Consider the following 26,540-nt stretch of genomic DNA (forward strand, 5'->3'; position numbering starts at 1 on the left):
GCGCGGCCGGCGTGCGCCGGCCGGTGGCGGGCCGGACCGCAGAAGACCGCAGAAGACCACGGAAAACGACAGAACAGGCAGGGGCCGACCCGACATGACCGAGGCTGAAGGCGTACGCGTCGCGCATGGCGTCACCGTCTACCGCGCGGACCAGATCCGCGTCATCAACGGCGCGAATCTCGGCGACGGGCTGAGCTTTGCCGAGGAACTGGTGCCGGATGACATCTACCGGCTGTCTCCGGTCGCGGCGCAGCATCGCCTGAGCCTCTACCCGGCCTCCGAATCGCCGTTCCGCATCGCGGCCGACAGCGAGATCGGCACGCCGGGAGCGGATCTGCATCTCGATTGCGTGCTCACCTTCATGTCGGGCGACGGCCACACCACCGAGGGGCTGGTGCTGGTCGAGACCGACGCGGGCGGCGACGTGGCAGCGATCCTGTTCCTGCCGCTGGCCGCGCTCGATCCCCGCCAGGACCTTGCGCTGGTGGGCATCACCCGCGACGGCGCACTGCAGAAATTTGCGCAATCGGCCTGCGTCTCTTTCACCCGGGGCACGATGATCACCATGGCCTCCGGGGCGCAGCGCCCGGTGGAAGAGCTCGCGGTGGGCGACCGGGTCCTGACCCGCGACGACGGCCCGCAGGAGATCCGCTGGCTGGGGCATCACACGGTGCGCGCGGTGGGCGAGTTCGCCCCGATCCTGATCCGCGAGGGGGTGCTGAACAATTCCGGCGACCTGCTGGTGAGCCCGGATCACCGCCTGTTCATCTACCAGCGTCGCGACCAGATCGGCGTCGGGCGCTCGGAGTTGCTCGTCAAGGCGCGTCACCTGGTCAACGGCGACAGCATCCGCCGAATGCAGGGCGGCTTCGTGGACTATTACCAGATGCTCTTCGATCATCACCAGATCATCTATGCCGAGGGCATCGCGGCGGAATCGATGCTGATCGACACCCGCACCCATGCCGCTCTGCCCGACGAGCTGCACCAGCGGCTCTCGGAGCTTCTGCCGGGACACAGCCGCAGCGATCACCGCGCACTCGAGGTGCAGGAGGCGTTGCTCGACCGGCCGGACTTGGCGGAGCTGCTGCGCAAATCCTCGAGCGGCTGAGCCGGCGTCACTCGGCGGGCGGATCATCCTGTGATGCTTCCGCCTGTTCGACCGCCCAGCTCGTCGCGACCTCGACCGCCACCGGAGAGGTGGTCGGCAGGACCGTGAGGTAGCTGTCGGTATCCTCGACCTGGATCGCCGGGCGCTGCGTCATGCGGTAAAGCGCGTAGAGCGCGATCCCGGCAAAGGTCAGCGTCAGCACCAGCCAGAAGCCATGCGGCCCGAGTGACTGCATCGCCCAGCCGCTGAGCAGCGGGCCGGCGATCGCGCCAAGCCCGAAGATGAAGACGAGGCCCCCGGACGCGGCGGGCATGTCGTCGGCGGACAGGTCGTCATTGGCGTAGGCGAGAAACAGCGAATAGAGCGGCGTGGTCACGCCCCCGGCAAGGAAGGCGGCCACGAACAGCATCTCCGAGCGCCCCTCGGTCACCAGCCCCAGGGCGCAGGCGCCCGCCCCCATCGCCGCGGCGGCGAAGATCAGCTTGCGACGGTCGAGCACGTCGGACAGCCAGCCGATCGGGTATTGCAGGAACAGGGCGCCGGCGAAAAGCATGGCGACGAAGAACGCGATCTGCGGCGTCGTGAGGCCGATCTGCGTGCCAAACACCGCGCCCATGCCCGATTGCGTGGCGTAGATGCTGCCGAGAAAGAACGTGCCCACGGTCGCCAGTGGCGCGATCCCGAACAGCTGGCGCAGCGACATCGGCCGCGCCACGCTGACCGCGGGGGTCGGCGTGGCCGAGAGCAGGATCGGTCCGAAGGACAGCGACACGAGGATCGAGGCGACGATGAACAGCACCGATGTGGCGGCGTCTCCGAAGGTCAGCAGCCATTGCGCGCCGATCACGCCAAGGGTCTGGGCGATCATGTAAGCCGAGAGGATCTTGCCGCGGGTGTCGTTGGTGGCGGCGTGGTTGAGCCAGCTTTCGGCAGCGACGTAGACGCCGGACATGCAGAAGCCGAGGATCAGGCGCAGCGGGGTCCAGGCCCAGGTTTCGGTGATCAGCGGGAACGCGATGAGCCCGGCGGACATGAAGCTGCCGAGCGCGGCGAAGACCCGCACATGGCCGACGCGGCGAATCAGGATCGGGGTCACGCGGGCCCCGGACAAGAAACCGATGTAGTAGCCCGAGGTGATGACGGCCAGCGCGCCGGCGGAGAAGCCCTCGATATCGCCGCGCAGACCGATGAGCGTGAACTGCATGCCGTTGCCGAGCATGATCAGAAGCGTGCCAAGAAGCAGCGCCCAGACGCTGCCGAGAACGGAAATCATGCGGGGCCCCTCGAGTCGCCGGCCGGGAATTCCCCGATCCATGCAACAGCCCGGCGCGATCCGCGAGCATCGCTGCGTCACGGGACGCGTCCTTCGCGACATTGGTGAAGAAATCAGCGCCGGCGTGGCAGCCTCGATGCCTCTCGACGCATGGCGCGACCGGAAGACGCGCAGCGCTCCACGGGGCGCTCCCGCCTGTCGCACCCGAGCTGCGCCTTTAAACGGAGGGAGGGGGCGCTGCCCCCTCTTGGCGCTGTGCGCCAATTCACCCCCGAGGTATTTTTGAACCAAAGAAGCCAGGAGCGCTGCGCCCCTGCTTCTCTTCGTCAAAAATACTCCCGCCGGAGGCAGGCCGTCCTTCGCGGCCGGGTGTCAGGCCTGATCTTTGCTCGGGCCGCCGACCCCGAGGCCCCCGACCGGCACGGAGAGAGGGTGCGCTCAGTGGTTGCGCAGCGCGTCGATGAGCTCTTCCTTGGTCATGTCGGAGCGGCCATCGATGCCGATCTCCTGAGCCCGGGCATAGAGATCGTCCTTGGTCCAGTCCTCGTAGGGCGGCGCCTTGCCGCCCTTCTCGGAGGGGTGCATGTCCTTGTTGGCCTGCGCATTCGAGATGCGCGCGGCCTTCTCCTTGGACATGCCGTCCTCGCGCAGGTCCTCGTAGAGTTTCTCGTTCTTCAGGCTCGGGTTGGCCATGATCGGTCCTCCTGTGTCGCGGTCAGAACCCGCGAAGCAAGGCCCCGGTTCCGCGCAGGCCGCTCTTCCCTTGGCGCATGGCCGGCGTTATATGCGCGCTCATGCTGGACACGCCCACCAACCGCCCCGACCTTCCCGCGGAAATCGCCCGCCGCCGCACCTTTGCGATCATCTCGCACCCGGATGCCGGCAAGACGACGCTGACGGAGAAATTTCTGCTCTATGGCGGTGCCATCCAGATGGCCGGACAGGTGCGCGCCAAGGGCGAGGCGCGGCGCACGCGCTCGGACTTCATGAAGATGGAGCAGGAGCGCGGGATCTCGGTCTCGGCCTCGGCCATGTCCTTCGACTACGGCAACTTCCGCTACAACCTCGTTGACACCCCCGGCCACTCGGATTTCTCGGAAGACACCTACCGCACGCTGACCGCGGTGGACGCGGCGATCATGGTGATCGACGGCGCCAAGGGCGTGGAAAGCCAGACGCAGAAGCTCTTCGAGGTCTGCCGCCTGCGCGATCTGCCGATCCTGACCTTCTGCAACAAGATGGACCGCGAGGCGCGCGACGTCTTCGAGATCATCGACGAGATCCAGGAAAACCTCGCCATCGACGTGACCCCGGCCTCCTGGCCGATCGGCATGGGGCGCGAGTTCGTGGGCTGCTACGACATGCTGCGCAACCGGCTCGAGCTGATGGACCGGGCCGACCGCAACAAGGTGGCGGAATCGATCAAGATCGACGGGCTCGACGATCCCAAGCTGGCCGAGCATGTGCCGGGCGAGCTGCTCGAGCAGCTCAAGGAAGAGATCGAGATGGCGCGCGAGCTGCTGCCCGAGCTCGACCCGCAGGCGGTGCTCGAAGGCCACATGACGCCGATCTGGTTCGGCTCTGCGATCAACTCGTTCGGGGTGAAGGAGCTGATGGACGGCATCGGCAATCTCGCGCCCGAGCCGCAGCCCACCAGCGCCGAGCCGCGGCAGATTGCGCCTAAGGAAAAGAAGGTCTCGGGCTTCGTCTTCAAGGTGCAGGCCAACATGGACCCCAAGCACCGTGACCGGGTCGCGTTTGTCCGGCTCAGCTCGGGCCATTTCAACCGCGGCATGAAGCTCACCCATGTGCGCACCAAGAAGCCGATGAGCATCACCGCGCCGGTGCTGTTCCTCGCCTCCGACCGCGAGCTTGCCGAAGAGGCCTGGGCCGGCGACATCATCGGCATCCCGAACCACGGACAGCTGCGGATCGGCGATACGCTGACCGAGGGCGAGGCGCTCAAGGTGACGGGCATCCCCTCCTTCGCGCCGGAGCTGCTGCAGGGCGTACGCGCGGGCGATCCGATGAAGGCCAAGCATCTCGAGAAGGCGCTGTTCCAGTTCGCCGAGGAAGGTGCGGCCAAGGTCTTCAAGCCGAATATCGGCTCGGGCTACATCGTCGGCGTGGTGGGTGCCCTGCAGTTCGAGGTGCTGGGCGCGCGGATCGAGCAGGAATACGGCCTGCCGGTGCGCTTCGAGGCCTCGCAGTTCACCTCGGCCCGCTGGGTGCATGGTGACAAGGCGGCGGTGGAGAAGTTCGTCAACGCCAACAAGCAGCACATCGCCCACGACAATGACGGTGACGTGGTCTACATGACCCGCCTGCAATGGGATATCGACCGCGTGGTGCGCGACTATCCCGACATCACCCTCTCGGCCACCAAGGAAATGATGGTGTAAACGCCGGTCCGGGCCCGTCGGGGCCCGGCAAACGCTCCGGGGGAGCGTTTGAGGCGTTTACGGGCGGAGCCCAGCCTGTCCGGGCCCCTTCGGGCCCGGCAAACGCTCCGGGGAGAGCGTTTGCGGCGTCTACGCGCGGAGCCCTGCCCGCCTCCACGCGCAACCTCCTCTCCACAGAACTTTCCGCTTGACCTGGAGCGCGCTCCACCCCCTAGCAAGGGAAGCGTCGAACGGAGAGGAGCCCGGATCATGCGGATCGCCGAGTTCGCGCGGGCCACCGGTTTCCCGGTGGATACGCTGCGCTATTACGAAAAGATCGGTCTCATCGACCCGCCGCTGCGCGACAGCGCCGGGCACCGGGTCTATGGCGACGCCGAACTGCGCTGGGCGGAATTCCTGCACAGGCTCAGGACGACCGGCATGTCGATCTCCGAGATGCTGGCCTATGCGCGGGCACGGGCCGAGGGCGATGCCACCGCCCCCGAGCGCGCGGAGATGCTGCGCCAGCATCGGGCCGAGGTCGCTGCCCGCGTGGCAGACCTGCAGGAGTGCCTCTCCGTTCTCGACACCAAGATCGCCACCTACGAGGCGATGATGTCAGACGCGAAAGGACCTGACCATGCTGCACCAGACCACCGAGACCAGAGCGGAACGCGGCCGCAGGCTGCTGAATGAGATCGACGGCGCCGCCGGAGAGGCGGTGATCGCCGGCCTGCAGGACATTGCCCCGGACTTTGCCGAGCTGCTGTTCGAATTCCCCTTCGGCGACATCTACGCGCGGGAGGGGCTGTCGCTGCGCGACCGCGAGATTGCCACCGTGGCGGCGCTTTCGGCGATGGGAACCGCCCCGAAGCAACTGGGCGTGCATGTGCATGGCGCGCTGAATGTCGGCGTGACACGCGAAGAGATCGTCGAGGTGATGATGCAGATGGCGGTCTATGCCGGCTTTCCCGCCGCGCTCAACGCTCTTGGTGTTGCCAAGGACGTGATTGCCGAGCGCGACGCCGAGAGCGGCAACTGACCGGCTGCGCACAAGACAATCGCGGCGCGCCAGAGGCGCGCCGCGATCCGTTTGTCAGGGGCCGAATGGCCTGGCCGGGATGGCTCAGCTGCCCTGAAGCAACGGCGTGATGCGGCGCACCGCGGCCCGGCGGTTGGCGCGTTCGGAGGTCTGGGTCTCGATCGCCAGATCACTCTCACCATAGCCCTGAAGCACCATGTTTTCCGGCGGCACGTCGAAATACTCGGTCAGCGCCAGCGCCACCGATTCCGCGCGACGATCCGAAAGCGCGAGGTTGTAGCCCCAGCCGCCGGTCGCATCGGTATGGCCTTCGATCAGAAAGACCTCTCCCGGGTTGTCAGAGATCACCCGCTTCATCGCATTGCCGAGCGCGGCGAGCGCCTGCGCCTCCTGCGGGCGGATCGCCGCGGAGCCGGTCTCGAAATTGATCGAGTCGACGCTGATCTCGGGCACGAGATGGCGCACCGTGTCGATGTTGCGGATCTGGTTCAGAGAAAAGGTGCGGCCCACATCCGTGCCGTTCTCGGCCGCCAGCGCCGCCGCCAGCTCGGCCTCGTCGACCTCGCGGATGTTCATGCGGCGCGGGGTCTCCTGGGTTTGCGGCAGGTCGTTGACCACGACCTGCTGCTCGGCCTGGGTGTCGTCGAAGAGCACGATCTGCTCGCCATCCGGCAGGGTGCGGATGCGGCGCAGCACGCGGCCATCGGCGGCCTTCACGGTCTCGACCGCGTTGCCGTCCTCGTATTGCACCACGGTGCGGGTCGAGCCGTCATCGTAGCGATAGGTTGTCACGTCCGAGCCGGGGCGACGCAGCAGCACGTCATCATTGCGCAGCACGCGGTACTGGCCGTTTTCTTCGACCACCAGACGGTCGCCCGTATTTTCGACCACCCTTGCGTCGTCCGAGAGGAACTTGCTCAACGCCACGGCCCCGAGGCCGGCGATCGCAGCGGTGCCCAGATTGCGCAGCGTGTCATTGCGATCATTGTCGTCGGCGCTGTCGCGATCACGCTCGGCGACACCGTCGCGCGCTTGCTGGAGCGCCTCCCCGATGCGGGTGCCGAAATCCTCGTCGGAACTGCGCACGTCGGCATCGGAGACTTCTTCCTCGACCACCTCGGGCTCGCCGGCCTCTGCGAGGCCAAGCGCTGCAGCGGCGGCCCCGAGTTGCTGCGACAGGCGCGCGGCGGCGTCGGCCTGCTCCTGGTCCGAGACCTCCTCGGGCTCGGCCTGCAGGCTGGGCTCCTCGGTCTCGGCCTCGGCCTGCACCTCGGTAGTCTCATCGGAAGCGGTATCGGTCTGCGGCTCCGCCTCCGCGACCGGCTCCTGCGCCGGGGCCTCCTGTGCCTCGGCGTCCTCAGGGGGTTCGTTGCCCTCCGTCGTGGGGGTCTCGGCCTCGGCGACCGGTGCTTCGGCAGGGGCGTCCTGTGCCTCCGCCTCCTCCAGCGCTTCGCGCAGTTCGTCGGTGCCTTCGGTCTCGGCAGTCTCGGCTTCCGTGACCGGCGCTTCGGCGGGGGCATCCGACGCCTCGGCTTCCTCGGGCGCTTCGCTCGACCCGCCCGCCTCTTCGGTCTGGGCAGTTTGCGCCTCGGCGGCAGGCGCTTCGCTTGGCGCGTCCTGCGCTTCCGCCTCCTCGAGCGCTTCGCGCAGCTCGTCGGTGCCTTCGCTCTCGGCAGTCTCCGCCTCGGCCGCCGACGCTTCGGCGGGGGCATCCTGTGCCTCGGCCTCGGCGGTGGCGTCCACCTCGGCGCTCATCTCCTGCGTCTGGCCGTTGCCTTCCGCCTGCGCGTCCTCGACGGCCGCGCCGAGCGCACCATTGCCGCCCGCCAGCGCCGCCGCGTCGGGCAGTTCCACGATCTGGTCGCAGTTCACGCCCTCCGAGGCTTCTCCGGCCTCGCAGAGCGCCTGCAGACGCGCAAGCTCGGCCACCAGCTGCTTGCGGTTCATGCCGTCCGTCTCGAACCCCACATCGAGCGAGCCATCACGGGCACCCTTGAGAATGTCCTTCGGCGTCATCCCGTCGAGCCCCTGCGCCACTGCGGGAAGTGTCATGCTGGCCATCATCACCAGCGCGGTGGTGGTTCTCAGAAACGGTTTGGTCATGGTCATTGTGCGTCCTTTCCTCCGGACCGCCGTCAGAAGAGGCGGTTTGAAGGACACAACGCGGCCAGACAGGTTTTGTTCAAAGAGCAGGCAAAACGCCGCCGATCCGGGCAGTCGCCGCTCAGAGCGCCGCCATCAGCCGCGCCTTCTCGCCGGCATCTTCGGGACGCGAGATCGCCTCGGCCAGCTCCTCGAGCGTGCGGATGGAATGGCCGGCGCGGAAGCTGTCGACATGCGGGAGCATGGCGCGGATGCCCGCGGCCTTCGGTGCGAACCCGTCCCAGCGGAGCAGCGGGTTCAGCCAGATCAGACGCCGGGCCGAGAGGTGCAGCCGCTCCATCTCTTTCGCCAGAGCCCCCGCGTCGTCCCGGTCGAGACCGTCGGTGATCAGCAGCACCACCGCGCCCTGCCCCATGACCCGACGCGACCAGTCCCGGTTGAAGTCATGCAGGCACTGTCCGATGCGGGTGCCGCCCTGCCAGTCCTGCGCCTCGGCCCCGGCGGATTTCAGCGCGGCATCGACATCGCGCGTGGCAAGGTGGCGGGTGATGTTGGTGAGCCGCGTGCCGAAGGTGAAGGCATGCACCTTGGCCCAGCCGGCGCCCTTCTCGTTGGCCACCGCGTGCAGGAAATGCAGCACCATGCGGGAATATTGCGACATCGAGCCCGAGATGTCGCAGAGCACCACGAGATTGGGCCAGCGCGGGCGCGGCTTGAGATGGGCGAGCTCGCGCAGCTCTCCCCCCTGCCGCATCGAGCCGCGCAGGGTGCGGCGCCAGTCGATGCGCCGCCCGCCATGAGCCGCCATTCCGCGCCGCGAGGGGATCGGCTTCACCGGCAGGGTGAGCCGTGCGATCATGCGCTTGGCCTCGGCGATCTCGTCGGTCGACATCTGCTCGAAATCGAGCGTCTTGAGCTTTTCCTCCGCCGAGAGGGTGAAGGAGCTGTCGACCTCGATCTTGGTCGCCTCCTCCTCTCCCTCGGGCTGCGGGATCTCGGGCATCTGGTCGCCCAGAAGCGCCTGCGCCGCGCGCTTCTCGGCAGATTGGGCGACCTTCTCCTCCTGCACGCCGCGCACCGCAGGCAACATCATCGACATCATGTGCTCGAGATAGCGCGGATCGCGCCAGTAGAGCCGGAAGACCTGCGCAAACACCACGCGATGCTCGGGTCGGTTCACGAAGCAGGCATGCAGGGTCCAGTAGAAATCCATCCGGTCGGTGAAGCCCGCCGCCGCCACCGCGCGGATCGCATCGATGACCCGGCCCGGCCCCACCGGCAGACCCGCGCGCCGCAGGGCGCGGGCGAAATGGATGATGTTCTGCGCGAGCCTCGGGTTGTCGGGGATCGCGATGGGGACGTATTCGGGCATTAGGCCTCTGTTCCTGCCGGCAGCGCGCGGGCGCCGGTCTCCTCTCCTCCGGGTCGGGCCAGCGAACCGCATCGCAAGACGCGGGGCAAGTGCTTCCTTGGTCGCGGGGCCCGGTCAGTTGCGCCGGCCGGATGCCCCTCCGCGCCGTCGCGGCGCACCGCCCCGCGCCATGCCCTCGCGCAGCACCGCGGTCATCGGGTGGCCCTCCTCGCGATGACGCGCGAGCAGCACCTCGATCAGCGGGCGGGCTTCGGCATCCCCGGGCAGCGACAGCGCCCAGTCGAGAAAGATCGAGCGACATTCCGCGTCCGTTATGCCGTCGATGCGGTAGGCCTCGGCGATCAGGCCCTTTGGGTCCTCGGGGGTTCCCTTCTTCATGGGTCAGGCTCCTTCATGTCTCGGGCGGCGGCAGGGCAGCGTCGATGATATCGGCCGCGCGGGCGGTCATCTCGGAGAGCTTTTCGCGCAGCTCGTCGGGGCCGTCGGTCCCGGTCAGGCGGGTCAGGAAGGCACAGCCCCCGGCGCCGAGTTCGGTTGGGTCGAGCGCGCCCTCGGCAATCAGGCGGGCGCCGATCTGCAGGCTCCAGCACAGCCGGTAGGTGGCAGCGAGGTGATCGGCATCCGCCTTGCTCAGCCAGCCTTCGCGCGCCGCCATTGCGAGCCCGCGCGTGGTGCGCCGCGGCGCCTGCCCGGAGAGCAGCGCGCCGGCCTGCGCGGTGAGCTCGATATCCTGCATCCGGCCGCGCCCGATCTTGGGATCCCAGACCGCGCCCTGCCCCTTTGCGGCAGCGATGCGCGCCCGCATGGTCGCAAGCTCGCCCAGCACCTTGTCGCGCGGGGGCGGGCTGGCGAGCAGCGTGGCGCGCAGCGCCTCGACATCTTCGGCCAGCGGCGCAGGGCCCGCCACGACGCGGGCCCGGGTCAGCGCGAGATGTTCCCAGACCCAGGCCTGCTCGCTCTGGTAACTGCGGAACGAGGCCAGCGAGGTCGCCACCGGCCCCTGATTGCCCGAGGGCCGCAGGCGCATGTCGATCTCGTAGAGCTTTCCTTCCGCCATCGGTGCCGTCATCGCGGTGATCGCGGCCTGGGTCAGCCGGGCGTAGTATTGCCGCGCGGGCAGCGGGCGGCGCCCGTCGGACGCCTCGACCCCGTCGGGATCATAGATCGAGATCAGATCGAGATCCGAGAGCGCGTGCAGCCGTCGCGCGCCCAGAGACCCCATGCCCACCACCACCGCGCCGCGCCCCGGGGCGGACCCATGCTTGCGGGCGAATTCCTCCTGAACCACCGGCAGGACGGCGGCCAGAGACGCCTCGGCGAGGTCGGCATAATGCTCGCCCGCCTCCTCCGGCTCGCTGAGGCCGCGCAGCAGGTGCACCCCGGCCCGGAAGTGCCATTCCTTCTGCCAGCGCCGCGCCATGTCGAGCCGGGTCTCGTAGTCCCCCTCGCGCGCGAGGATCTCCTTCAGCTCGGCGGTGAGCGCGGCGGCCCCTGGCCAAGGGCTGAAGAAATCGCCGCCGATCACCGCATCGAAGACGCTGGAATTGCGCGACAGGTGCCGCGCCAGATCCGGCGAGGTCGAGACGATGTCGATCAACAGGTCGATGAGCTGCGGGTTGGCCTCGAAGAGCGAGAACAGCTGCACCCCCGCCGGCAGCCCGGCAAGAAAACCGTCGAAGGCCGAAAGCGCCTCCTGCGGCTTCGCGGCCTTGGCGAGCCGTCCGAGAATCTCGGGCTTCAGGCGCTTGAAAATCTCCACCGCCCGGCCCGAGCGCAGCGCCGGATAGTTCGGCCAGCGCGCCACCAGCTCGCTGCGCTCGATCTCGTCGGGCACGTCGGTCTCGCAGGGCGCGTCGGGGGCGAAGAAGCCCTCGGTCAGTTCGTGCACCTCTTCCAGACGGCGCTTCAGATCCTGCTCGAGCTCGGCGCGGTCGCGCCCGCAAAGCGCCGCCAGCCGGTCGAACTCGGGATCCGAGCCTGGCAGCTGGTGGGTCTGGGCGTCGCGCAGCATCTGCACCCGGTGCTCGATCTCGCGATGGGCGCGGTAATGCTCGGTGAGCTTCTCGGTGACGCCTTGCGGCACCCAGCCGGTCCGGGTCAGCACGCGGAGCCCGTCGACCGTGCCGCGCACCCGCAGCTCCGGGTCGCGCCCGCCGGCGATGATCTGGCGGGTCTGGGTGAAGAACTCGATCTCGCGGATGCCGCCCCGGCCGAGCTTCATGTCGTGCCCCGGCAGGGTGATCGGCCCGTGGCCGTGCTTGTCGCGGTAGCGCAGCCGCATGTCGTGCGCGTCCTGGATGGCGGCGAAATCGAGATGCCGGCGCCAGACAAAGGGGCGCAGGGTCTCGAGAAAGCGTTCACCGGCGGCAAGATCCCCGGCGCAGGGCCGCGCCTTGATATAGGCGGCGCGCTCCCAGGCCCGGCCGAGGCTCTCGTAATAGCGCTCGGCGGCTTCCATCGAGATGCAGACCGGCGTCACCGCCGGATCCGGGCGCAGCCGCAGGTCGGTGCGAAAGACATAGCCCTCGCCGGTCAGGTCGCCGAGGCTGCCGGACATGCGCCGCGTCGCCCGGACGAAGGCGCTGCGGGCCTCGTGGAAATCATCGCGGTCGAAGCGGGTTTCGTCGAACAGGCAGATCAGGTCGATATCCGAGCTGTAGTTGAGCTCGAACGCGCCCATCTTGCCCATTGCCAGCACCACCATGCCGCCGGCGGTCGGGATGTCGTCCTCGGTCGCGCCGGGCAGCTTGCCGCGGCGGATCTCGCGCGCGATGGCGGCCTGCAGCGCTTTCTGCACCGCGAGATCGGCAAAACGGGTGAGCGCGCCGGTGACCTCCTCGAGCGTCCAGACGCCCGCAAGGTCCGACAGCCCTGCCAACAGCGCCACGCGGCGCTTGGCCTGCCGAAGCGCCACGTCGACCTCGTCGGGTGCGCCGGCGTCGAGCTCGGCAAAAAGCGCGGGCAGCGCGGCGTCGGAATCGTCGAGCGCGGCGTGCAGCCAGTCGGCCTCCTTGCGGATCAGGCCCTGAAGGTAGGGGCTGGTGCCGCCGGTGCCCTCGATCAGCGTGGCGACATCGCCCTCGGCCCAGGGCGTGGCGGCAAGCGCCTCGGCGCCGAGGTCTGGCTCGAAGGGGCGCGGCAGGCGGGTGATGCGGGATGCAAAGCTCATGCCGCCTATATGGCGGAGCGCGGCGGCATTGCGCAATGGGCTGCGCTTGCAGCCGGGCACGCGACGCGCTCTAACCGGGCCGGCAAGAACAGGAGACCACGATGAGCAAGAGCCTCAAACGCGTCCGAGCGGCGCTGGAAGACGCAGGGCTGACCCCGGAGATCCGCGAGGTGGGCCAGGCCCGCACCGCGCAAGAGGCCGCCGACAGCGTCGACTGCGAAATCGACCAGATCGCCAAGTCGATCATCTTCCGCGCCGAGGACAGCGGCGAGGCGGTGCTGTTCCTGACCGCCGGCGGCAACAAGGTCTGCGCCGAGAAGGCCTCGGCGCTGGCAGGCGAGCCGCTGGGCAAGGCCGATGCCACCCTGATCCGCAGCCAGACCGGCTTTGCCATCGGAGGCGTCTCGCCGGTGGGTCATCTCAACCCGATCCGGGCGTGGATCGATCCGCGCCTGCTCGACTTTACCACCATTTGGGCCGCCGCCGGCACGCCGCGCCACGTCTTTGCACTCGACGCGCACCTGCTCCCCGAGCTGACCGGCGCGGTGGCGGCAGAGTTCACGCTCTGAGTCGCCGCTGAGCCCTTGCCGCTGCGGCGTGGCGGCGCCATGCTGCGGGCAAAGCGAGGAGATTTTGTCATGGGCTGGTCCTTTCCCATCGGTCGGCTGTTCGGCTCGGAGCTGCGGGTGCACGCCACCTTCTTCCTGCTGCTGGCTTGGATCGCGGTCTCGGCCTGGTCCTATGGCGGGCCGGCGGCGGCACTGCAGAACGTGGCCTTCGTGCTGGCGCTCTTCGCCTGCGTGGTGGCGCACGAGTTCGGCCACGCGCTGACCGCGCGGCGCTACGGCATCAAGACCCCCGACATCACGCTCCTGCCGATCGGCGGACTCGCCCGGCTCGAGCGGATGCCGGAAAATCCGCGTCACGAGATCATCGTGGCGCTGGCAGGCCCGGCGGTAAACATCGTGATCTGGGCGGTGCTTCTGCTCTTCGGGGCCAACACCCATCTCGACGAGCTGATCGCGCTTGGCAACGCGCCCGGCGCCTTCCTTGGCCAGCTTGCTGCGGTGAACCTGTTCCTCGCATTGTTCAATCTGCTGCCCGCCTTCCCGATGGATGGCGGGCGCGTCCTGCGCGCGGCACTCGCCACCCGCATGGACCGTGTCCACGCCACCCGCGCCGCCGCCACGGCGGGCCAGTTCATGGCGTTCCTGTTTGCGTTCTGGGGGCTGGCCTCGGGCAATTTCATGCTGCTTCTGATCGCCATCTTCGTGTTCTTCGCCGGCCAGGCCGAGAGCCAGGATGTCAGCTCGCGCGCAGTGGCCAAGGGGCTGATGGCGCGCGATGCGATGATCACCAGCTTCGAGAGCCTGAGCCCCGCCGATCCGATCCATGTGGCCTCGCAGACCCTGATCCGCACCACGCAGCACGAATTCCCGGTGCTCGGCGAGGACGGAAAGCTCGCTGGCTTCCTCACGCGCACGGCGCTGTTTCACGCGGTGGCCGAGGGGCAGAACACGCTCGAGATCGGCGCGGTGATGGAGGACGTGCCGCAGGTGTCGCTCGACACCCCGCTGGATGCCGCGCTCGACGCGCTGAGCGAGGCCCCCTCGGTGGCGGTGGTCGATCCCGATGCGCGGGTGCTGGGCTACATCACGCGCGAGAACGTGGGCGAGTTGATGGTGCTGCGCACTCCGCGCTGAGCCGGCCGGCATCGCCGCCCGAGGCGCGAAACGCTTGACCCCGGTGGCGGGAATGCTACGGAGAGCGTCACGGTGGGCCTGTAGCTCAATTGGTTAGAGCAGGGCGCTCATAACGCCTTGGTTGCGGGTTCAAGTCCTGCCGGGCCTACCAGAGATGAAATAAGACACTATTTTTTCTTCATTTTTCGACGCTTTTGGACCACGCGTCACACCACGTGGTCCACTTTTCCGAGATCCAGGCAGGAAATCCGCTCAATAGCGCGTGCGGCCAACCCTGCTCTTTCGACCTTTCGAGTGTAGATCTCCGAGGTCTGCGCCTGGGTGTGCGACATCAGTGCCATGATCTCGTATTGCGTCGCGCCTGCAGCAGCGAGCAACTCAGCAGCGCCTTTTCGAATTCCGTGCTGAGTACGCCCTCTCGGCAACCCGGCCTCGGCCGTCCAATCCTGAATCTTGTTGCGCACGACCTCAGCGGAGGCAAACCGTCCACCCGCTTTGTTGCCGATGAAGATGTCCCGCTCTGGATGCAGTTTCAGCTCTTCGAGCAGTTGTCTGAGGACGGGCACGTCAACATGTGCGGAGCCCTTCTTGGACGGTTGAAAAGACAACACTGCGTCACCAGTCGGCGACCACAGAATATGCTCCGGGCCGAGACGATACACGTCGCCAATCCGGGGTAGCACATTGAGCGAAAGCAAGAACCATAGTCTTGCCATAGTACCAGGCCCATGGTGCTGCAGAAATCTCCTCATATCGGCGACGGCCCATGGCGTCGCTCCGCCGCGGTTCTTGTGCACTTTCTTCACATCGAAGATCGCGGAAGTGTCAGGGAAACCAGAGCGCTCCTCGCCCCATCTATAAGCCGCGCGCAGCGCTTTCAGGCAATTGTCGGCGGACCCTGTCTTCGAACCAAAGGAGTCTCGGATGTGTACAAATGCTTCCCTCGGCAGATCCGCGTCCAAGCTCCCCATCCGATCCCCATCAAGATCCTTGATGTCACATGCGCGATTCAGCAAAGGTCTATAACCCTTCAGGGTTAACGGCGACGGCTTGAATTGTGATTCAATTTCGGTGTCGTTTATCTGTTCGGATAGCCATGCCAGATAGCCCTCGCAGAGGGCGTCCAAGGTCCCGGCAACAGACTTCTCCGGCTTCCTGACTTGCGGTGCGTGTCCTGCGCGAGCAGCAGCGTAGTGCTCATGAAATCGAGGCTCGCCTGGACCCATCGGAATTGTAATTTTACGATCCCGATCGCCCTCAACACGAACGCGCCAACGAAGGCTGCCCGCTGCGGTCTTGTCTTTGAGCAATCCCTTAAAACGGTATTTCATCTTGTCCCGCCCCACTTCTTCGGTGCTTTTTCACCAATTTTTCTGTTGATATTTGCGTTGTCCGTCTGACCGTGTGCGGCGAATTCGAGACGCAAAGAGCCATCTGGCTGGACGACCATTGCAGTGATTGGCAGCCCCGCATCCGCCGCAGCGGACAACGCATTGGAAACAGACGCTTTTGTTAGCGTTGCTGACGGCAATGTCTCACACCTCACTTGATGAGATCGGGAAATCTGACCGTAAATTTTCTGCGGAAATTTGGTTTGTATCCGTCGCTTCAGTCACCACTAAATACCTCCGACAAACCCACAAGCCGTCACTGAAATCGAAGCAATCAGGAGCCGTTTTCTTCGGTTTTCTGTATGAGCGCGCTCGCGGCCCACTGGTCGAGCAGATCGTGCGTAGCAGCCTCAGTGCGCCCTCGATGCTCTGTGCGCCGCCGGGGTTGTCGTTGGCGGTCTGCAGGTCGATTGCGGTGTTGGTCTTGGTCATGCTCAGTCCTCAAAAAGCCTGCCCGTTCTTGGGCAGGGAGGACGTGTTGCCGTTGCATGGATCGCAGAAACGGTTCGGTTCGGATCCCTCGCGGGGGCGCCTTTCAGCGCCCCCGCAGGTCTCAGTCGGGCGTCTCCTGGCGCAGCGCCATCGCGATCTCCTCGGCGTGGCGCAGCTCGAAGATGTCGATCAGCCCGTCGCGGAGCGCGTAGAGCGGCCGGCTCGCGGCATGGACTTCTGCGCCCCGACAGGTGCGGGTGCGCTCGACATGCGGCTGTACCATGCCTTCATCGTTGATCACTTCGATGCGCCACTCGGCCTCGAGGACTTGCGTGATCGGTCCGAGCAGCGTCTCGAGATCGTGCAGATCCTTCCCGCCGAAGATCTGCCGGCGGAAGAAGCGCCGGCGGAGGTCCCGCGCCAGCTTGATGTGACGCAGCACTTCAAGCGCATCGAGCGTGTCGAGCGCCGTCTCCGCAGCTGGGAAGAGCAGCAGCACCGCGTGGATGCGCTTCATCAGCGGATCGTAATCGAGATCAGACATGGCGAACCTCCTTCTCGCTGCGGATGCGGCCCTTGCGCCTGGTCTCGATCACGACCGGTCGTGCGGCCCGGCGCTGTCGGTTGCGGTCACGGCGCATGTCCTGCTCGGCGTGGATCCTCGCGCGGACCTGCTGCAGGCGCTTGAGGCTGTCGCCAGACAGTCGCCCCAGCCGCGCCGTGCACGCGTCGCGCCGGATGTCGAAGCCGCTGTTCTTGAGCGAGACCATCAGCCGACGCGAGGCATGGAAGCGGGTCTGTCGGTGCAGCGACGCGCCGTCGCGCTCGGCCTCATCGAGCACGTCGATGGCGTAGGCCTCCCGGCGTCCGAAGCGGCGCGGGTTGGTCGTGCCGTAGGCGAGGACGGCGTAGCGTTCGCCGAAGCGCTCGACGACGTCGATCACCAGCGTCGGGCGCACCTTGGGCAGCTCGCTGCCATCGGCCTCGTCGGTCTCGTGCGGGAAGCGGAACGCAACGATGTCGCCCGGTGCGACGGTGGCGTGCCACGGCGCCGGGATCTGCAAAAGGGTCTGTCCGGTCATCGGATGTCCTTATCGATGATCTGTCACGTCTTCCGCCGACTGGGCCGGGGCCCGCGTCCGGCTGCGCGACACCCGTGCTGCGCAGCCGGACGCGGGCTCCTGCCCTGCCGTCCGCGCCTCTCGCCGGGGTCTTGGGGGTGCAGCCTCCCGAGCCGTCGGAGACGCCACAGGGTGGAGGGATGTGGCGAACGCGCCCTCCGAGCCGGAAGGGGTTCGGGGATACCGCGCGGAGCGGTGTCCCCGGGCGCAGGGGGTGAAGGGGGAGTGCAGAACGACGCCCCTTCCGCGCGCCGCGCAGGCGTGTCCGCCGCACAGGCGCGGGGTTCGGGGCAGCGCCCCGACGAACGCCAGCCCGAGCGGTTTCCAGGGGAAACTGCGCGGGCTGATTAGTGAGTAATCCCCCCTGCACACCGGCGCATCGCGAGGGCAAACCGAACCCGCGTTTCCGGAGACCCATAGCCGATCCGATGTCCCGACCTCCACAACAGGAGGACGACCCATGCCGACCAGGCAAACCCACCCGATCGTGCTGCGCATGGCGGGCATGTTCCCGAAGGATCTCGGCGGCTACGAAGGTCATCGCCACCGCAAGGGCGGCGATCTCGGCCATGTGGACCGCGAACGATCCAAGCTCAATCGACCGCTGATCGGCAAGAAGGATTGGGCGGCAACGGCGCTGGCGGAGATCGACGACATGCGCACCGGGAACTTCGCCAGCGAGCTGGAGAAGCTCCGCAAGCGCCGCCGCACGGCAGAGATCAGGAAGCGGATCGTGGAAGGCCCGCGGGATCCCTGGCGCGCCACCCGCCACGGCCCGCTCCGAGAGGTCATCCTGACCGCCAACAAGGCCTGGTTCGAGGAGATCGACAGCGAGTCCTTCCACGACGTCTTTGGCGACACCCGGCAGAAGCGCTTCCAGACGTTGGCGGTGAGCTGGCTCACCGAGCAGTTCGGCGACGACGTGATCCACGCCCGGGCCGATCTCGATGAGGAGGCCTACCACATCCACGCAGTCATCCTGCCGCGGGGCGAGACAAAGGACGGGCGGCGCATGCTGCAGCCCTCGAAGCACGCGATGATCCGCGACTACGAGGCTGCGCAGGACAGCGTCGGTGCGTGGTTCTCGGAGATCGGCCTGCACCGCGGCGAACGGCGGGCCGAGGCCATCCGGGCTGCGATCAAGCACAATCGTGGGATCCGGGAGCGGGTGACGGATCCGGAGGCGAAAGACGCCGGGGAGGATGCCGCACCGGCCGCCAAGGTGAAGGTGCCGGAGCGGCGTGAGCACGTGAGCCCGCGGGATTGGCGGCGCGCACAGGAGGAGAGACTTGCGGCGCGACAGCAGGAGCTTGCCACGCGGGAAGACGACGTCTCGCAACGGGAGACCGACGTCAGGTCCCGCGAAGCCGACGCGGATGCGGTGCTCGATATTGCCCGCAAGGTTGCCAGCGGCGCGACCATTCTGCCAGAGGCGGAGGACCCAGCGGCAGACGGGCCGCGCCGACGGCTTGCAAAATCCCTGTTCTCGAAAGCCCTGGAGGCCCTGCGGATCCGTGCCAAGCGCGAGGCCCGGGAGGAGCTGACGCAAGCCTTCGACGAGATCCGAAAGGCGGATGACGCCATTATCGAGGTGGCGCAATCTCTGCCGGAGAAGGCCCGTGGCGCGATTGCCGAGGCCCGCAAGTCCCTCGCCCGTGCTCTTGTCCGCCTGCCGAAACAGCTCGGTCAGGACCGGTCGGATCCCACCGACCTGCGCTCTGACGAGTGATCGCGCGGGACAAACCGAACCAATGTTTTGGCGTCAGAAAAAAGATCACACCTCCTCATCATCGGGGCGGTGGCGACCAGGACAAACGCCGACCCGCTCCGACCCTCACCGGTGCGATAGCACCATCTGAAGTCCATGCCATATATAAGGAAATACGCATGAATTTTACCAAGAACCAGCAGCGCGTCATCGCGCAGATCGGCGAGACCATGACCAACGGCGCGGCCCAGGATGCCGCGCTGGAGGCGCTTGCCAAGAAGTTCGACAAGGTGCTCGCCGAGCTCGACGAGCAGCCTGACCTCCTCGACCGGTTCTTCGCCTGCATCGAGTTCCACGCCACCAGGAGCGCGGCCAAGCTCATCGCCCAGCACAGCCTGCGCCGCGATGAGGTCAGCGCGCTCGTGGAGCAGATGCGGACGCAGGCCGCCAACGAGCAAGCGGCCCGCAAGGCCGAGCGCGAGGGCAACCGCACCAACAAGGACAAGCCGGCGGAGTAAACTCCGTCACTTCGGTGAGATGAGAGAAAGGCGCGGGACCTGGCCCGCGCCTTTTTTGTGTTCTGGGGCTGCATCACGCCATGCGTATGAGTCCTTTTGCCGAAGGGCCTGTTACGGAGCATGGCCTGCGACAAGCGTTGCTTGCTGGATACACGAATGGCTGGGATGTGGAGGTAGCTGCCTTGTCGATCCGCGTGGCTTCATCATCACCTAACTACGCAACCGGCCCCAACCTGTCGTTCGTTCGGCGCCCATCGCCGCACTGCGGCTTCCTCGAACCGGCCCTTCGTACCATCGCGCAGCAATATCTGATGAGCCAAGGGCCGCAGTGCGGACAAAACCGCCTTTCGCTGCAGCTGCGCCTAAGTCCGCTTTCGCAGAATGGCTGTGCTGACGCTCGAGGACACTTCCGGTATCACATCAGGACATTTCCAGAATAAACTCCTAGTAAAACCGCCTAAGAGAGCAGGTCAACCTTGACACAACCAAGAATCGCAGGTCCGATTGGATGATCGATCGGTGGGGACGTTTTCTTTGCATAGGCTTACTTCATCAATCCTATTTACGATTCTGGCATCTTGCTCAATTTCTACTGTGTCAGACAAACAAGAGCGCACTTACCTCGTCATAGGCAGAGTGGTTATTCCAACTGCAGAATCAGGCAGCCAGTTCGTCCGCGTGACCTCAATTGGAGCGGTCTCCAGTACTTCAGCAACATCGGTAGGGATAGGATATCATGAAGTATTAACTTTTCCATCCCGCTGCGGCGCGGTTTTCATTGATCCAAATGAGGCTGCGATCACACGGATCCAAGAAATTCTACCAAACCTTTCTAACGACTGCATCTACTTAAGGAGATAAAGATGAAAGAATATGTTTCGGCATTATTGCTTGTAGGGCTTGCTGCCTGCACCGACCCAGCACATGCACCACTTTTTTTCTCACAGACACAGACCTTAGGAGTTGGCGTTGGCACAGGGAATGCCGGAGGTCCGGCCGATATAACAGTCGGTTTCAGGTCGCAGAATGTTGCGGTCGTCCCCACGATTGCGGGTTCAGAAGTCGCGCCGGGTCGTATTGAAGCAAATGCAAGTGGCGCTACTGATGCGCTATCAACCTTTGGCTCCTTCGAATCTCAGGCATCATCTGAAGGAGTGGGTATTGGACAATTCTTTGCAACCGGCCTGTCTTCTCAGAGAATAGCGCAAGGTTTGGGTTGTGCTGCTGCTGCAAAGGCAGGTGCCTCTAATACTCGAAATGTTTGCTAGGTTTGTTAGGAGCATCCAATGCCGATAGGAACACTATCCCCCCTGCCTTCCATCTCCCCGATAAAACCTCTAAAGCCCTTAAAACCCCTAAAGCCTCTGAAAAGCTCTTCTGCCCCCCAAGGGGCCGCATCGCCAGGTCCGGTCGCAAACGGGGCTGCTGGTGGGGTAGTTGCAGTGGGTGGAGACGAATTCGTTGTAGCGTGGTCTCCGACACGAAGAGTGGTCAACTACCGGCGCGAGGATGGTTCTATACTTGAGAAATCACGAGGAAGCCGCTCTTGGCGGAACAATAATCCTGGCAATATTATCGCTGGTTCTTTTGCGGAAGCAAATGGCTCTATCGGTTCCGATGGAGTAATGGCAATCTTTCCAAGCAGAAAAATTGGAAGAAAGGCCATCGAAACACTTTTACGTGGGCCTTCGTACCGAAATTTGACGATCCGAGACGCGATCTTTCGTTATGCCCCGCCACACGAAAATGATAGTGCCGGGTATGTCAACTACGTAGCCCAAGAGACGGGAATCCATGAAAACACTATGCTCTCGGCACTTTTGATTGGTGATTTACGTAAGATTGTTGCTGCGATTGAAAAGATGGAAGGTTGGGAAGAGGGAACGCTCAGAGATACCCGTGCATCCCAACCGCCCTCGGGTGCAATTGTAAGCGCAGCGCAAGTTGCGCAAGAATGGATGAAGATAGCGGAACGGGAGGCAGCGCTTCCTGAAGACAATAGAACGGAATGGCCGGACAGTGCTCCGCTAGGCCGAAGGGAGAATCCACGCATACTGGAATACCTCAATAGCTGTGACTTCTATGCCTCCGACGCCGCTGATAGCGACGAAATTAACTGGTGCGCTGGTTTCATAAACTACTGCCTCGAAAATGCTGGCTTTGTAGGAACTGAGCATCCCGGAGCCAGATCAGTTTTTTGGAATAGAATGCACCAATTTATCCGTCTGGGGCAACCAGCTTATGGCGCTATCGCAGTTCTTAGAGATGCGCCGTTTGACGACGCCAACTGGGATAACGGCACAGGACATGTGGGATTTATAGTAGACTCGGATTCGGATGGACTTTTTTTGCTAGGTGGCAACCAGTCTAATACCGTCAAGATAAGCTACTACAAACTACCGATCAAAGATGGATATGGGAACACAACAAGGCGTCTAGAAGCCATTATGATGCCTCGGATGAATTAGGCTTAGGACTCATAGCCACTAGATGACAGTTGCGGCGAGAGCGATGGCGGAGAAGAAAGCCTTTGGGCATCTGTCATATCTGGTCAGGACACGGCGCCAGTCCTTGAGCCTGCCGAACATGATCTCGATACGGTTCCGGCGTTTGTAGCGGCGTTTGTCGTATTTCATGGTTGTCTTGCGTTGTTTCCGGCCCGGGATGCAGGCGCGTATCCCTTTGTCTTGCACCGCTTCTCGGGACCAATCGGCGTCGTAGCCGCGATCCCCGATCAGCCAGTCGACATCGGGCAGGCTGCTGAGCAACGCTCGTGCCCCGATGTAATCACTGACTCGGCCAGCGAAGACGAAGAAACTGATCGGGCGGCCGTTGCTGTCGCAGATGGCATGCAGCTTGGTGTTAATGCCGCCCTTGGTGCGACCGATCAGGCGGCCACGCCCCCCTTTTTCGCGCCCAAGCTGGACGTGTATCGACCCAGTGAAAGCCTGCTCATGCTACAAGGGAGAACGTAGCAATGAGTATGACGATGGACGACAGCATCAAGCGTTGGACGGCGAAGCGGAAGACGGCTCTGGTGATCGAGATCATCCAGGGCAAGACGACCGTGTCGGAGGCAAGCCGGTCCTTCGATCTCGCGCCCTCCGAGATCGAAGGATGGGTCGAGGATGCCAAGCGCGGCATGGAGAACTCGCTGCGCGCCAACCCGCTCGACATCCGCGAGCAATACGAGAAGCAACTCCGGGACCTGCAGGAAGCCTATGGCGAGGCCATGCTGGAGCTGCGGGCGCGAAAAAAGCTCCAGGCCCTGCTGGATGCGCAGGACGGGAACTGATCCGTCGCATCCAGCAGGGCCTGTTGGCGGAGGGCGTCGCAGTGTCGATCGCCAAGCTCTACACCTGGTTCGGCATTCCCCGGCGTACGGTCTACTACAAGCCGGTGAAAGCCGCGCCGAAGGTCGATCCCCGCTTCGCCGATCCGATCAAGAAGATGATCGAGGAGGAGCCGTCCTTCGGCCATCGGACCGTGGCCTGGCTCCTGGGCTTTAACAAGAACACGGTGCAGCGGATCTTTCAGATCAAGGGCTGGAGGTTCGCAAGCGTGCCGTGGGCATGCGGCCCCGCATCCAGGCGGTTCCGTCTGTCGCAGCTGCACCGAACGAGAGGTGGTCGACCGATCTCGCCCGCATCTGGACCGGCAAGGACGGCTGGGCCTCGCTGGCCTTGGTGATCGACTGCCACACCCGCGAGCTATTGGGCTGGCACGTGTCGAAATCCGGCAAGGCCACGACAGCCAGCGCCGCTCTGGAGCATGCCCTGATCGCGAGGTTCGGCACTCTGGGCCGGGTCAAAGAGGAGTTCCTGCTGCGCTCGGACAACGGTTTGGTCTTCACCAGCCACCACTTCACGGCGATCGTCCGCAGCTACGGGCTGAAGCAGGAGTTCATCACCCCGCACTGCCCGCAGCAGAACGGCATGGTCGAGCGCTTCATCCGGACCCTGAAGGAGCAGTGCGTGCATCAACACCGTTTTGAGACCATCCAGCACGCGATGCGCGTTATCGGTGACTGGATTGCCTTCTACAACAACCGGCGCCCTCATCAGGCGCTTGCCATGCGTACGCCCGCCGAGGCATTCAGATTAGCGGCCTAACCTGAGCAGATTTCGCTGGGTCAATACAGACGCGCTGCGATGTGCCTTCAGGTAAGTCGCATCAATCATCACCGTTTTCTTCTCGCCGTGCTCGGCAGCCAACCCGGCCATCATGTGAGCAAAGATGCCTTTGTCGCTCCATCGCTTCCAACGATTGTTGAGCGTCTTATGAGAGCCATACTCTTTCGGCGCATCCCGCCAGCGTAAGCCATTGCGGTTTATGAAGATGATCCCGCTCAGCACACGTCTATCATCGAAGCGAGGCTTGCCGTGGGACTTCGGGAAATAGGGTTCAAGACGCGCCATCTGCGCGTCGCTCAGCCAGAAGAGATCAGACATGTCACCGCTCGCTTTCCGAACGCTGAATCACGCTGCTCAGGGAAAATCAATGGGTCCTGAGCCTAGTGCAACACTCTACTTTGTTGTGTTCAAATTTTTGGCCTGATCAAGTATGCTTCCTCGAGGCCCGGCGTCTTCACCACTTCGTCGAGTAGTCGTCGCGCCTCAATGTAATTTAGCGCCTCTCCAATGTATATGTAGCCCTCTTTATCACCTGTCACTTGCTCACGAGCAGCGGATATCGTGGACCGAGGCGAAACGCTGCCAAGTTGAGATTCACAGTAATCAGGAATTTCCGCTCGCTCTCCCAAAATATCGCTAATATCAATGCTCCGAATGACCTCATCACCAAGCTCCGCAATTTTCGCTCTCGATAAATATGAAAAGCGTACGTTCTCACCGCGAAAATGTCCCAGAACAACCCTATAGTCAGAATTCTTGAAGCGAGAAAGGAGGGCAGGTATGGCGGTCAAATCTTCAAATGGAGAGTTGCTAGAAAGTTCAGCACACGTATAGCTTGCCAGCTGTATCGGATTGAAGAATTGCCTTTTTACGTAGTCAGGCCGACCAGTCGCGTTCTGAGAAGAAAGTGCGCAGCCTCCAGCTCCCAAATCACGAATGTCGCCAGGCGGGGATGGCAATAATGCTGGCGAAATAAAGTACTGCACAGAAACATGCCCGACAGGAGCAAAGCTGTTAAACATATCATTCCAAGAATTAATCTTTGCTAAATATTTCAGATCACCCACCCAATCCGAGTCTCCCGATATATACCGCAAGAGGCTCATTTGGTACCTAAGATCCATCCCAATGTCTCGTGAGAAGAACTCCCCCTCAAGAAATTTCCTTCGATAGAACGTAGACAGCTCCCCATAAAGCTCTATAGATCTATTTAGGAGGTCAATCGCACGGATGGATTCATTTGCGCCGGCTTGAGATCCAGTTTGAGGAGGGTTGACCTTAAGAGGAACAATCTGCTCGGTTTTCAGTATTTCCGCGACGCCGAAATCAGTTAGTGTTTCAGCAAGAGAAAGCTTAATCTTGGCAACATAGTACTCGTTCGCCGAGGCCAAAGAGGCATTCACCTTGGCCAAGTTCTCCAAATCAACCTCAATCTTCTCTATGTCACTGCTATCGCGCGACAGGATATGGAACAACTCTCCGCGTGCAGTAGCTTGGGCATCTGCTATAGTGGGCTTCAACTCGGGCCGCATCTTCCCTATGGCTATCAGTGATTCAAGACTTTTTTGAATATTTTCACTTCTCCACTCCCGCTCGTCAGCGAGAAAAGCCAGCCCCTCTGATATCTCCGACAAATCATCTCCCGCGCGAACCCGAGCCTCCATACCTTTGATCAAAACGTGAACTAACTTAGGATCTGCGCTGCACAAATCACTCCTTGAACTCTCAATCCTTCCGATTATCTCTGTCAAGCTTTCCGCGCCAACTCGATTGGTGTTGAAATACACTACTGCGAGAATAGCGATCACCCACTTAGTAGTTCCCACAAGCATCCGCCACCCCTTCAAGGTTTATTACCGCACTAATCACAGGATGATTGCTTTCATCATAGGGGTCCGACTTATCTATCTGCAACACCATGACTCGAGTTACACTAAGCTTCTCTGACCCTGCTGAAATTCCAGTTGCCGTCGTTCCGGCATCATCCGCCACATAGAAGGTAAGCCTATCCTGCTCCGCCAATACGACGTGTGGCACCATGAAACGAACAAAGTTCCCTTCATCCATTACCGGAACCAACATCAGGTCACGTTTGGGTTCACCAACTTGGCGAAATCGATTTATTCTATCGGCCTCATCGAGCAGGATCGGCGGCTGATTTAGAGAGGTTATATACTTCTCTTGATATTTCAAAACTGCGGACTTTATCTGGGATACTTTCTCAGGATTTGCGGATATTGTCAGTACCGGCTTCTGTACGTGGCTATTGCTCGCACTGAAATTCTCCCTCCCGCAATTTATTCCAAGCTCGAGATCTCTCGGGTAATAAAGGGATACATCGAAATCAAACACCGTACTTCTTGAGATCAGCATAAAAATATAGAGCGCGGCCAGCGTACCAGCAAAAGCTATGCCTGCAATTTTTGCGCCGTATCGTTCAGCAAAAACTTGGGTCAACATCAGGGAAAATCCCGTCCCAAAAAAAAGCAATCCGAATAACCCAACCTGACTCCGTGAGTTAGGGTCTGGAAAAAAGAGAGTATTAAATACCGGAAAATTTATGAACTGTTGCGTCGATAGTATGATGCCGATCAGCATCAGCATGAAACCGACTGAAAATGCCAATACTTTAATCATCGCCTAATCCGTTGACATGTTGTTTTGGTCGCAATACCGCTCTACAAAAATAACAGGCGGCATCCCCTCACCCAATGCCACAACTATAACCTCACCCAATGCCACAACTATAAGTTGCCACGGCAATCCAGTCAATCGTTCTGATGACGAGCACCTTTGGCTCAATCTTCGCCATCTGGGCATGTCGTCGCAACCCTGCGCTCTTCGAATTCAGCGTTTTAGCGTACGTCCAAGCAAACTCGGTTGCGAGCTGGATAGATCTGGCAATCTGTAGAAGTGCGAGTTTAACGGCCAGACACTGGATGGATCTCACTGCCCAGGACTGTTGTAACCGCCCGATTGAAGCCGCCTGCCTGACGAAGGCTGGGTGAGCTAAGACACGTGCATAAAGACGTAGTTATGCACGTGTCTTAGCGGGAGATGCCATGTTGGGCGAGGTTCTGGGC

25 protein-coding genes, 1 tRNA gene and 2 pseudogenes are annotated in these 26,540 nt (G+C 63.2%); 14 read left to right on the plus strand and 14 right to left on the minus strand.

What is annotated here, in order from left to right:
• The first annotated feature begins 94 nt into the window (after positions 1 to 94).
• Positions 95 to 1,111, plus strand: coding sequence for a Hint domain-containing protein (locus JF542_RS04715; protein WP_007801012.1), 1,017 nt, complete (start codon positions 95 to 97; stop codon positions 1,109 to 1,111).
• A gap of 7 nt (positions 1,112 to 1,118) precedes the next feature.
• Here the strand turns inward: JF542_RS04715 and JF542_RS04720 are convergent, their stop codons facing one another.
• Both JF542_RS04720 and JF542_RS04725 read right to left on the minus strand, forming a co-directional pair.
• Positions 1,119 to 2,384 (minus strand): MFS transporter, encoded by a 1,266-nt coding sequence (locus JF542_RS04720; protein ID WP_207074908.1) that lies wholly within the window; start codon positions 2,382 to 2,384, stop codon positions 1,119 to 1,121.
• 438 nt (positions 2,385 to 2,822) lie between these two features.
• On the minus strand, positions 2,823 to 3,077 hold the full coding sequence (locus tag JF542_RS04725) for a DUF7218 family protein (RefSeq protein WP_207074909.1): 255 nt from the start codon (positions 3,075 to 3,077) through the stop codon (positions 2,823 to 2,825).
• A 101-nt stretch (positions 3,078 to 3,178) separates the two neighbouring features.
• Between JF542_RS04725 and JF542_RS04730 the strand changes: the two genes are divergently transcribed.
• The 3 genes from JF542_RS04730 (at position 3,179) to JF542_RS04740 (ending at position 5,807) form a co-directional block, all read left to right on the plus strand.
• The gene (locus JF542_RS04730) at positions 3,179 to 4,786 is read left to right on the plus strand and encodes a peptide chain release factor 3 (protein ID WP_207074910.1); all 1,608 of its coding nucleotides are present in this window, start codon (positions 3,179 to 3,181) and stop codon (positions 4,784 to 4,786) included.
• Positions 4,787 to 5,035: 249 nt separating this feature from the next.
• On the plus strand, positions 5,036 to 5,461 hold the full coding sequence (locus JF542_RS04735) for a MerR family transcriptional regulator (RefSeq protein WP_207074911.1): 426 nt from the start codon (positions 5,036 to 5,038) through the stop codon (positions 5,459 to 5,461).
• A complete protein-coding gene (locus JF542_RS04740; protein WP_207074912.1) occupies positions 5,406 to 5,807 on the plus strand; it encodes a carboxymuconolactone decarboxylase family protein in 402 nt (133 codons plus the stop codon). Before JF542_RS04735 ends, JF542_RS04740 begins: the two co-directional genes overlap by 56 nt.
• Positions 5,808 to 5,891: 84 nt before the next feature.
• On the opposite strand, the gene JF542_RS24500 is transcribed toward JF542_RS04740, so the two are convergent.
• The 4 genes from JF542_RS24500 to JF542_RS04760 all read right to left on the minus strand — a co-directional run bounded on the left by JF542_RS24500 (position 5,892) and on the right by JF542_RS04760 (position 12,451).
• Complete coding sequence (locus tag JF542_RS24500) at positions 5,892 to 7,916, minus strand: OmpA family protein (RefSeq protein WP_207074913.1); 2,025 nt, start codon at positions 7,914 to 7,916, stop codon at positions 5,892 to 5,894.
• A 115-nt stretch (positions 7,917 to 8,031) separates the two neighbouring features.
• Positions 8,032 to 9,282 carry a vWA domain-containing protein gene (locus JF542_RS04750; protein WP_207074914.1) on the minus strand — a complete coding sequence of 417 codons (1,251 nt, stop codon included), beginning with the start codon at positions 9,280 to 9,282 and terminating at the stop codon, positions 8,032 to 8,034.
• A 114-nt stretch (positions 9,283 to 9,396) separates the two neighbouring features.
• A complete protein-coding gene (locus JF542_RS04755) occupies positions 9,397 to 9,660 on the minus strand; it encodes a hypothetical protein (protein ID WP_007801028.1) in 264 nt (87 codons plus the stop codon).
• 13 nt (positions 9,661 to 9,673) lie between these two features.
• The gene (locus JF542_RS04760) at positions 9,674 to 12,451 is read right to left on the minus strand and encodes a [protein-PII] uridylyltransferase family protein (protein ID WP_207074915.1); all 2,778 of its coding nucleotides are present in this window, start codon (positions 12,449 to 12,451) and stop codon (positions 9,674 to 9,676) included.
• A 101-nt stretch (positions 12,452 to 12,552) separates the two neighbouring features.
• Between JF542_RS04760 and JF542_RS04765 the strand changes: the two genes are divergently transcribed.
• The 3 genes from JF542_RS04765 (at position 12,553) to JF542_RS04775 (ending at position 14,305) form a co-directional block, all read left to right on the plus strand.
• A complete protein-coding gene (locus JF542_RS04765; protein WP_207074916.1) occupies positions 12,553 to 13,020 on the plus strand; it encodes a YbaK/EbsC family protein in 468 nt (155 codons plus the stop codon).
• Positions 13,021 to 13,089: 69 nt separating this feature from the next.
• Complete coding sequence (locus JF542_RS04770) at positions 13,090 to 14,154, plus strand: site-2 protease family protein (protein WP_207074917.1); 1,065 nt, start codon at positions 13,090 to 13,092, stop codon at positions 14,152 to 14,154.
• Positions 14,155 to 14,228: 74 nt separating this feature from the next.
• Positions 14,229 to 14,305: transfer RNA gene (locus JF542_RS04775), tRNA-Ile, on the plus strand.
• 55 nt (positions 14,306 to 14,360) lie between these two features.
• On the opposite strand, the gene JF542_RS04780 is transcribed toward JF542_RS04775, so the two are convergent.
• The 4 genes from JF542_RS04780 to JF542_RS04795 all read right to left on the minus strand — a co-directional run bounded on the left by JF542_RS04780 (position 14,361) and on the right by JF542_RS04795 (position 17,059).
• Entirely contained in the window at positions 14,361 to 15,485 is a 1,125-nt protein-coding gene (locus JF542_RS04780; RefSeq protein WP_207074918.1) for a site-specific integrase, read from the minus strand.
• Positions 15,486 to 15,689: 204 nt separating this feature from the next.
• Entirely contained in the window at positions 15,690 to 15,977 is a 288-nt protein-coding gene (locus JF542_RS04785) for a hypothetical protein (protein WP_207074919.1), read from the minus strand.
• A 121-nt stretch (positions 15,978 to 16,098) separates the two neighbouring features.
• Complete coding sequence (locus tag JF542_RS04790) at positions 16,099 to 16,521, minus strand: hypothetical protein (RefSeq protein ID WP_207074920.1); 423 nt, start codon at positions 16,519 to 16,521, stop codon at positions 16,099 to 16,101.
• Entirely contained in the window at positions 16,514 to 17,059 is a 546-nt protein-coding gene (locus JF542_RS04795; RefSeq protein ID WP_207074921.1) for a hypothetical protein, read from the minus strand. Before JF542_RS04795 ends, JF542_RS04790 begins: the two co-directional genes overlap by 8 nt.
• Positions 17,060 to 17,558: 499 nt before the next feature.
• Here JF542_RS04795 and JF542_RS04800 point away from each other — a divergent pair, with 499 nt between their 5' ends.
• The 4 genes from JF542_RS04800 (at position 17,559) to JF542_RS04815 (ending at position 21,792) form a co-directional block, all read left to right on the plus strand.
• Positions 17,559 to 18,827: a plasmid recombination protein gene (locus tag JF542_RS04800; protein ID WP_207074922.1), complete on the plus strand. Its 1,269-nt coding sequence runs from the start codon at positions 17,559 to 17,561 to the stop codon at positions 18,825 to 18,827.
• A 158-nt stretch (positions 18,828 to 18,985) separates the two neighbouring features.
• On the plus strand, positions 18,986 to 19,324 hold the full coding sequence (locus JF542_RS04805; RefSeq protein WP_207074923.1) for a hypothetical protein: 339 nt from the start codon (positions 18,986 to 18,988) through the stop codon (positions 19,322 to 19,324).
• 863 nt (positions 19,325 to 20,187) lie between these two features.
• Positions 20,188 to 20,592, plus strand: coding sequence for a hypothetical protein (locus JF542_RS04810; protein WP_207074924.1), 405 nt, complete (start codon positions 20,188 to 20,190; stop codon positions 20,590 to 20,592).
• A gap of 18 nt (positions 20,593 to 20,610) precedes the next feature.
• Positions 20,611 to 21,792: a TIGR02594 family protein gene (locus tag JF542_RS04815; RefSeq protein ID WP_207074925.1), complete on the plus strand. Its 1,182-nt coding sequence runs from the start codon at positions 20,611 to 20,613 to the stop codon at positions 21,790 to 21,792.
• Between the two features lie 18 nt (positions 21,793 to 21,810).
• Here the strand turns inward: JF542_RS04815 and JF542_RS04820 are convergent.
• Positions 21,811 to 22,245 (minus strand): annotated as a pseudogene (locus JF542_RS04820) (IS5 family transposase); the annotation flags it as partial.
• A 56-nt stretch (positions 22,246 to 22,301) separates the two neighbouring features.
• On the opposite strand from JF542_RS04820, the gene JF542_RS04825 reads away from it, so the two are divergent.
• From JF542_RS04825 to JF542_RS04835, 3 genes are read left to right on the plus strand one after another with little or no spacing between them, the layout of a single operon-like run.
• Positions 22,302 to 22,619 (plus strand): transposase, encoded by a 318-nt coding sequence (locus tag JF542_RS04825; RefSeq protein WP_207074926.1) that lies wholly within the window; start codon positions 22,302 to 22,304, stop codon positions 22,617 to 22,619.
• 41 nt (positions 22,620 to 22,660) lie between these two features.
• Complete coding sequence (locus JF542_RS04830) at positions 22,661 to 23,014, plus strand: hypothetical protein (RefSeq protein WP_207074944.1); 354 nt, start codon at positions 22,661 to 22,663, stop codon at positions 23,012 to 23,014.
• Complete coding sequence (locus JF542_RS04835) at positions 22,897 to 23,436, plus strand: IS3 family transposase (protein ID WP_207074927.1); 540 nt, start codon at positions 22,897 to 22,899, stop codon at positions 23,434 to 23,436. Before JF542_RS04830 ends, JF542_RS04835 begins: the two co-directional genes overlap by 118 nt.
• A gap of 21 nt (positions 23,437 to 23,457) precedes the next feature.
• On the opposite strand, the pseudogene JF542_RS04840 reads toward JF542_RS04835, so the two are convergent.
• From JF542_RS04840 to JF542_RS04850, 3 genes and pseudogenes are all read right to left on the minus strand, one after another.
• Positions 23,458 to 23,775, minus strand: a pseudogene (locus tag JF542_RS04840) (transposase); the annotation flags it as partial.
• A gap of 89 nt (positions 23,776 to 23,864) precedes the next feature.
• On the minus strand, positions 23,865 to 25,289 hold the full coding sequence (locus tag JF542_RS04845; protein WP_207074928.1) for a hypothetical protein: 1,425 nt from the start codon (positions 25,287 to 25,289) through the stop codon (positions 23,865 to 23,867).
• Positions 25,270 to 26,094 carry a hypothetical protein gene (locus JF542_RS04850; protein WP_207074929.1) on the minus strand — a complete coding sequence of 275 codons (825 nt, stop codon included), beginning with the start codon at positions 26,092 to 26,094 and terminating at the stop codon, positions 25,270 to 25,272. The genes JF542_RS04845 and JF542_RS04850 overlap by 20 nt, the downstream gene beginning before the upstream one ends.
• Positions 26,095 to 26,540 lie beyond the last annotated feature (446 nt).

This window comes from Salipiger bermudensis (genome assembly GCF_017309175.1).
In the GTDB taxonomy this organism is placed as follows: Bacteria; Pseudomonadota; Alphaproteobacteria; order Rhodobacterales; family Rhodobacteraceae; genus Salipiger; species Salipiger bermudensis.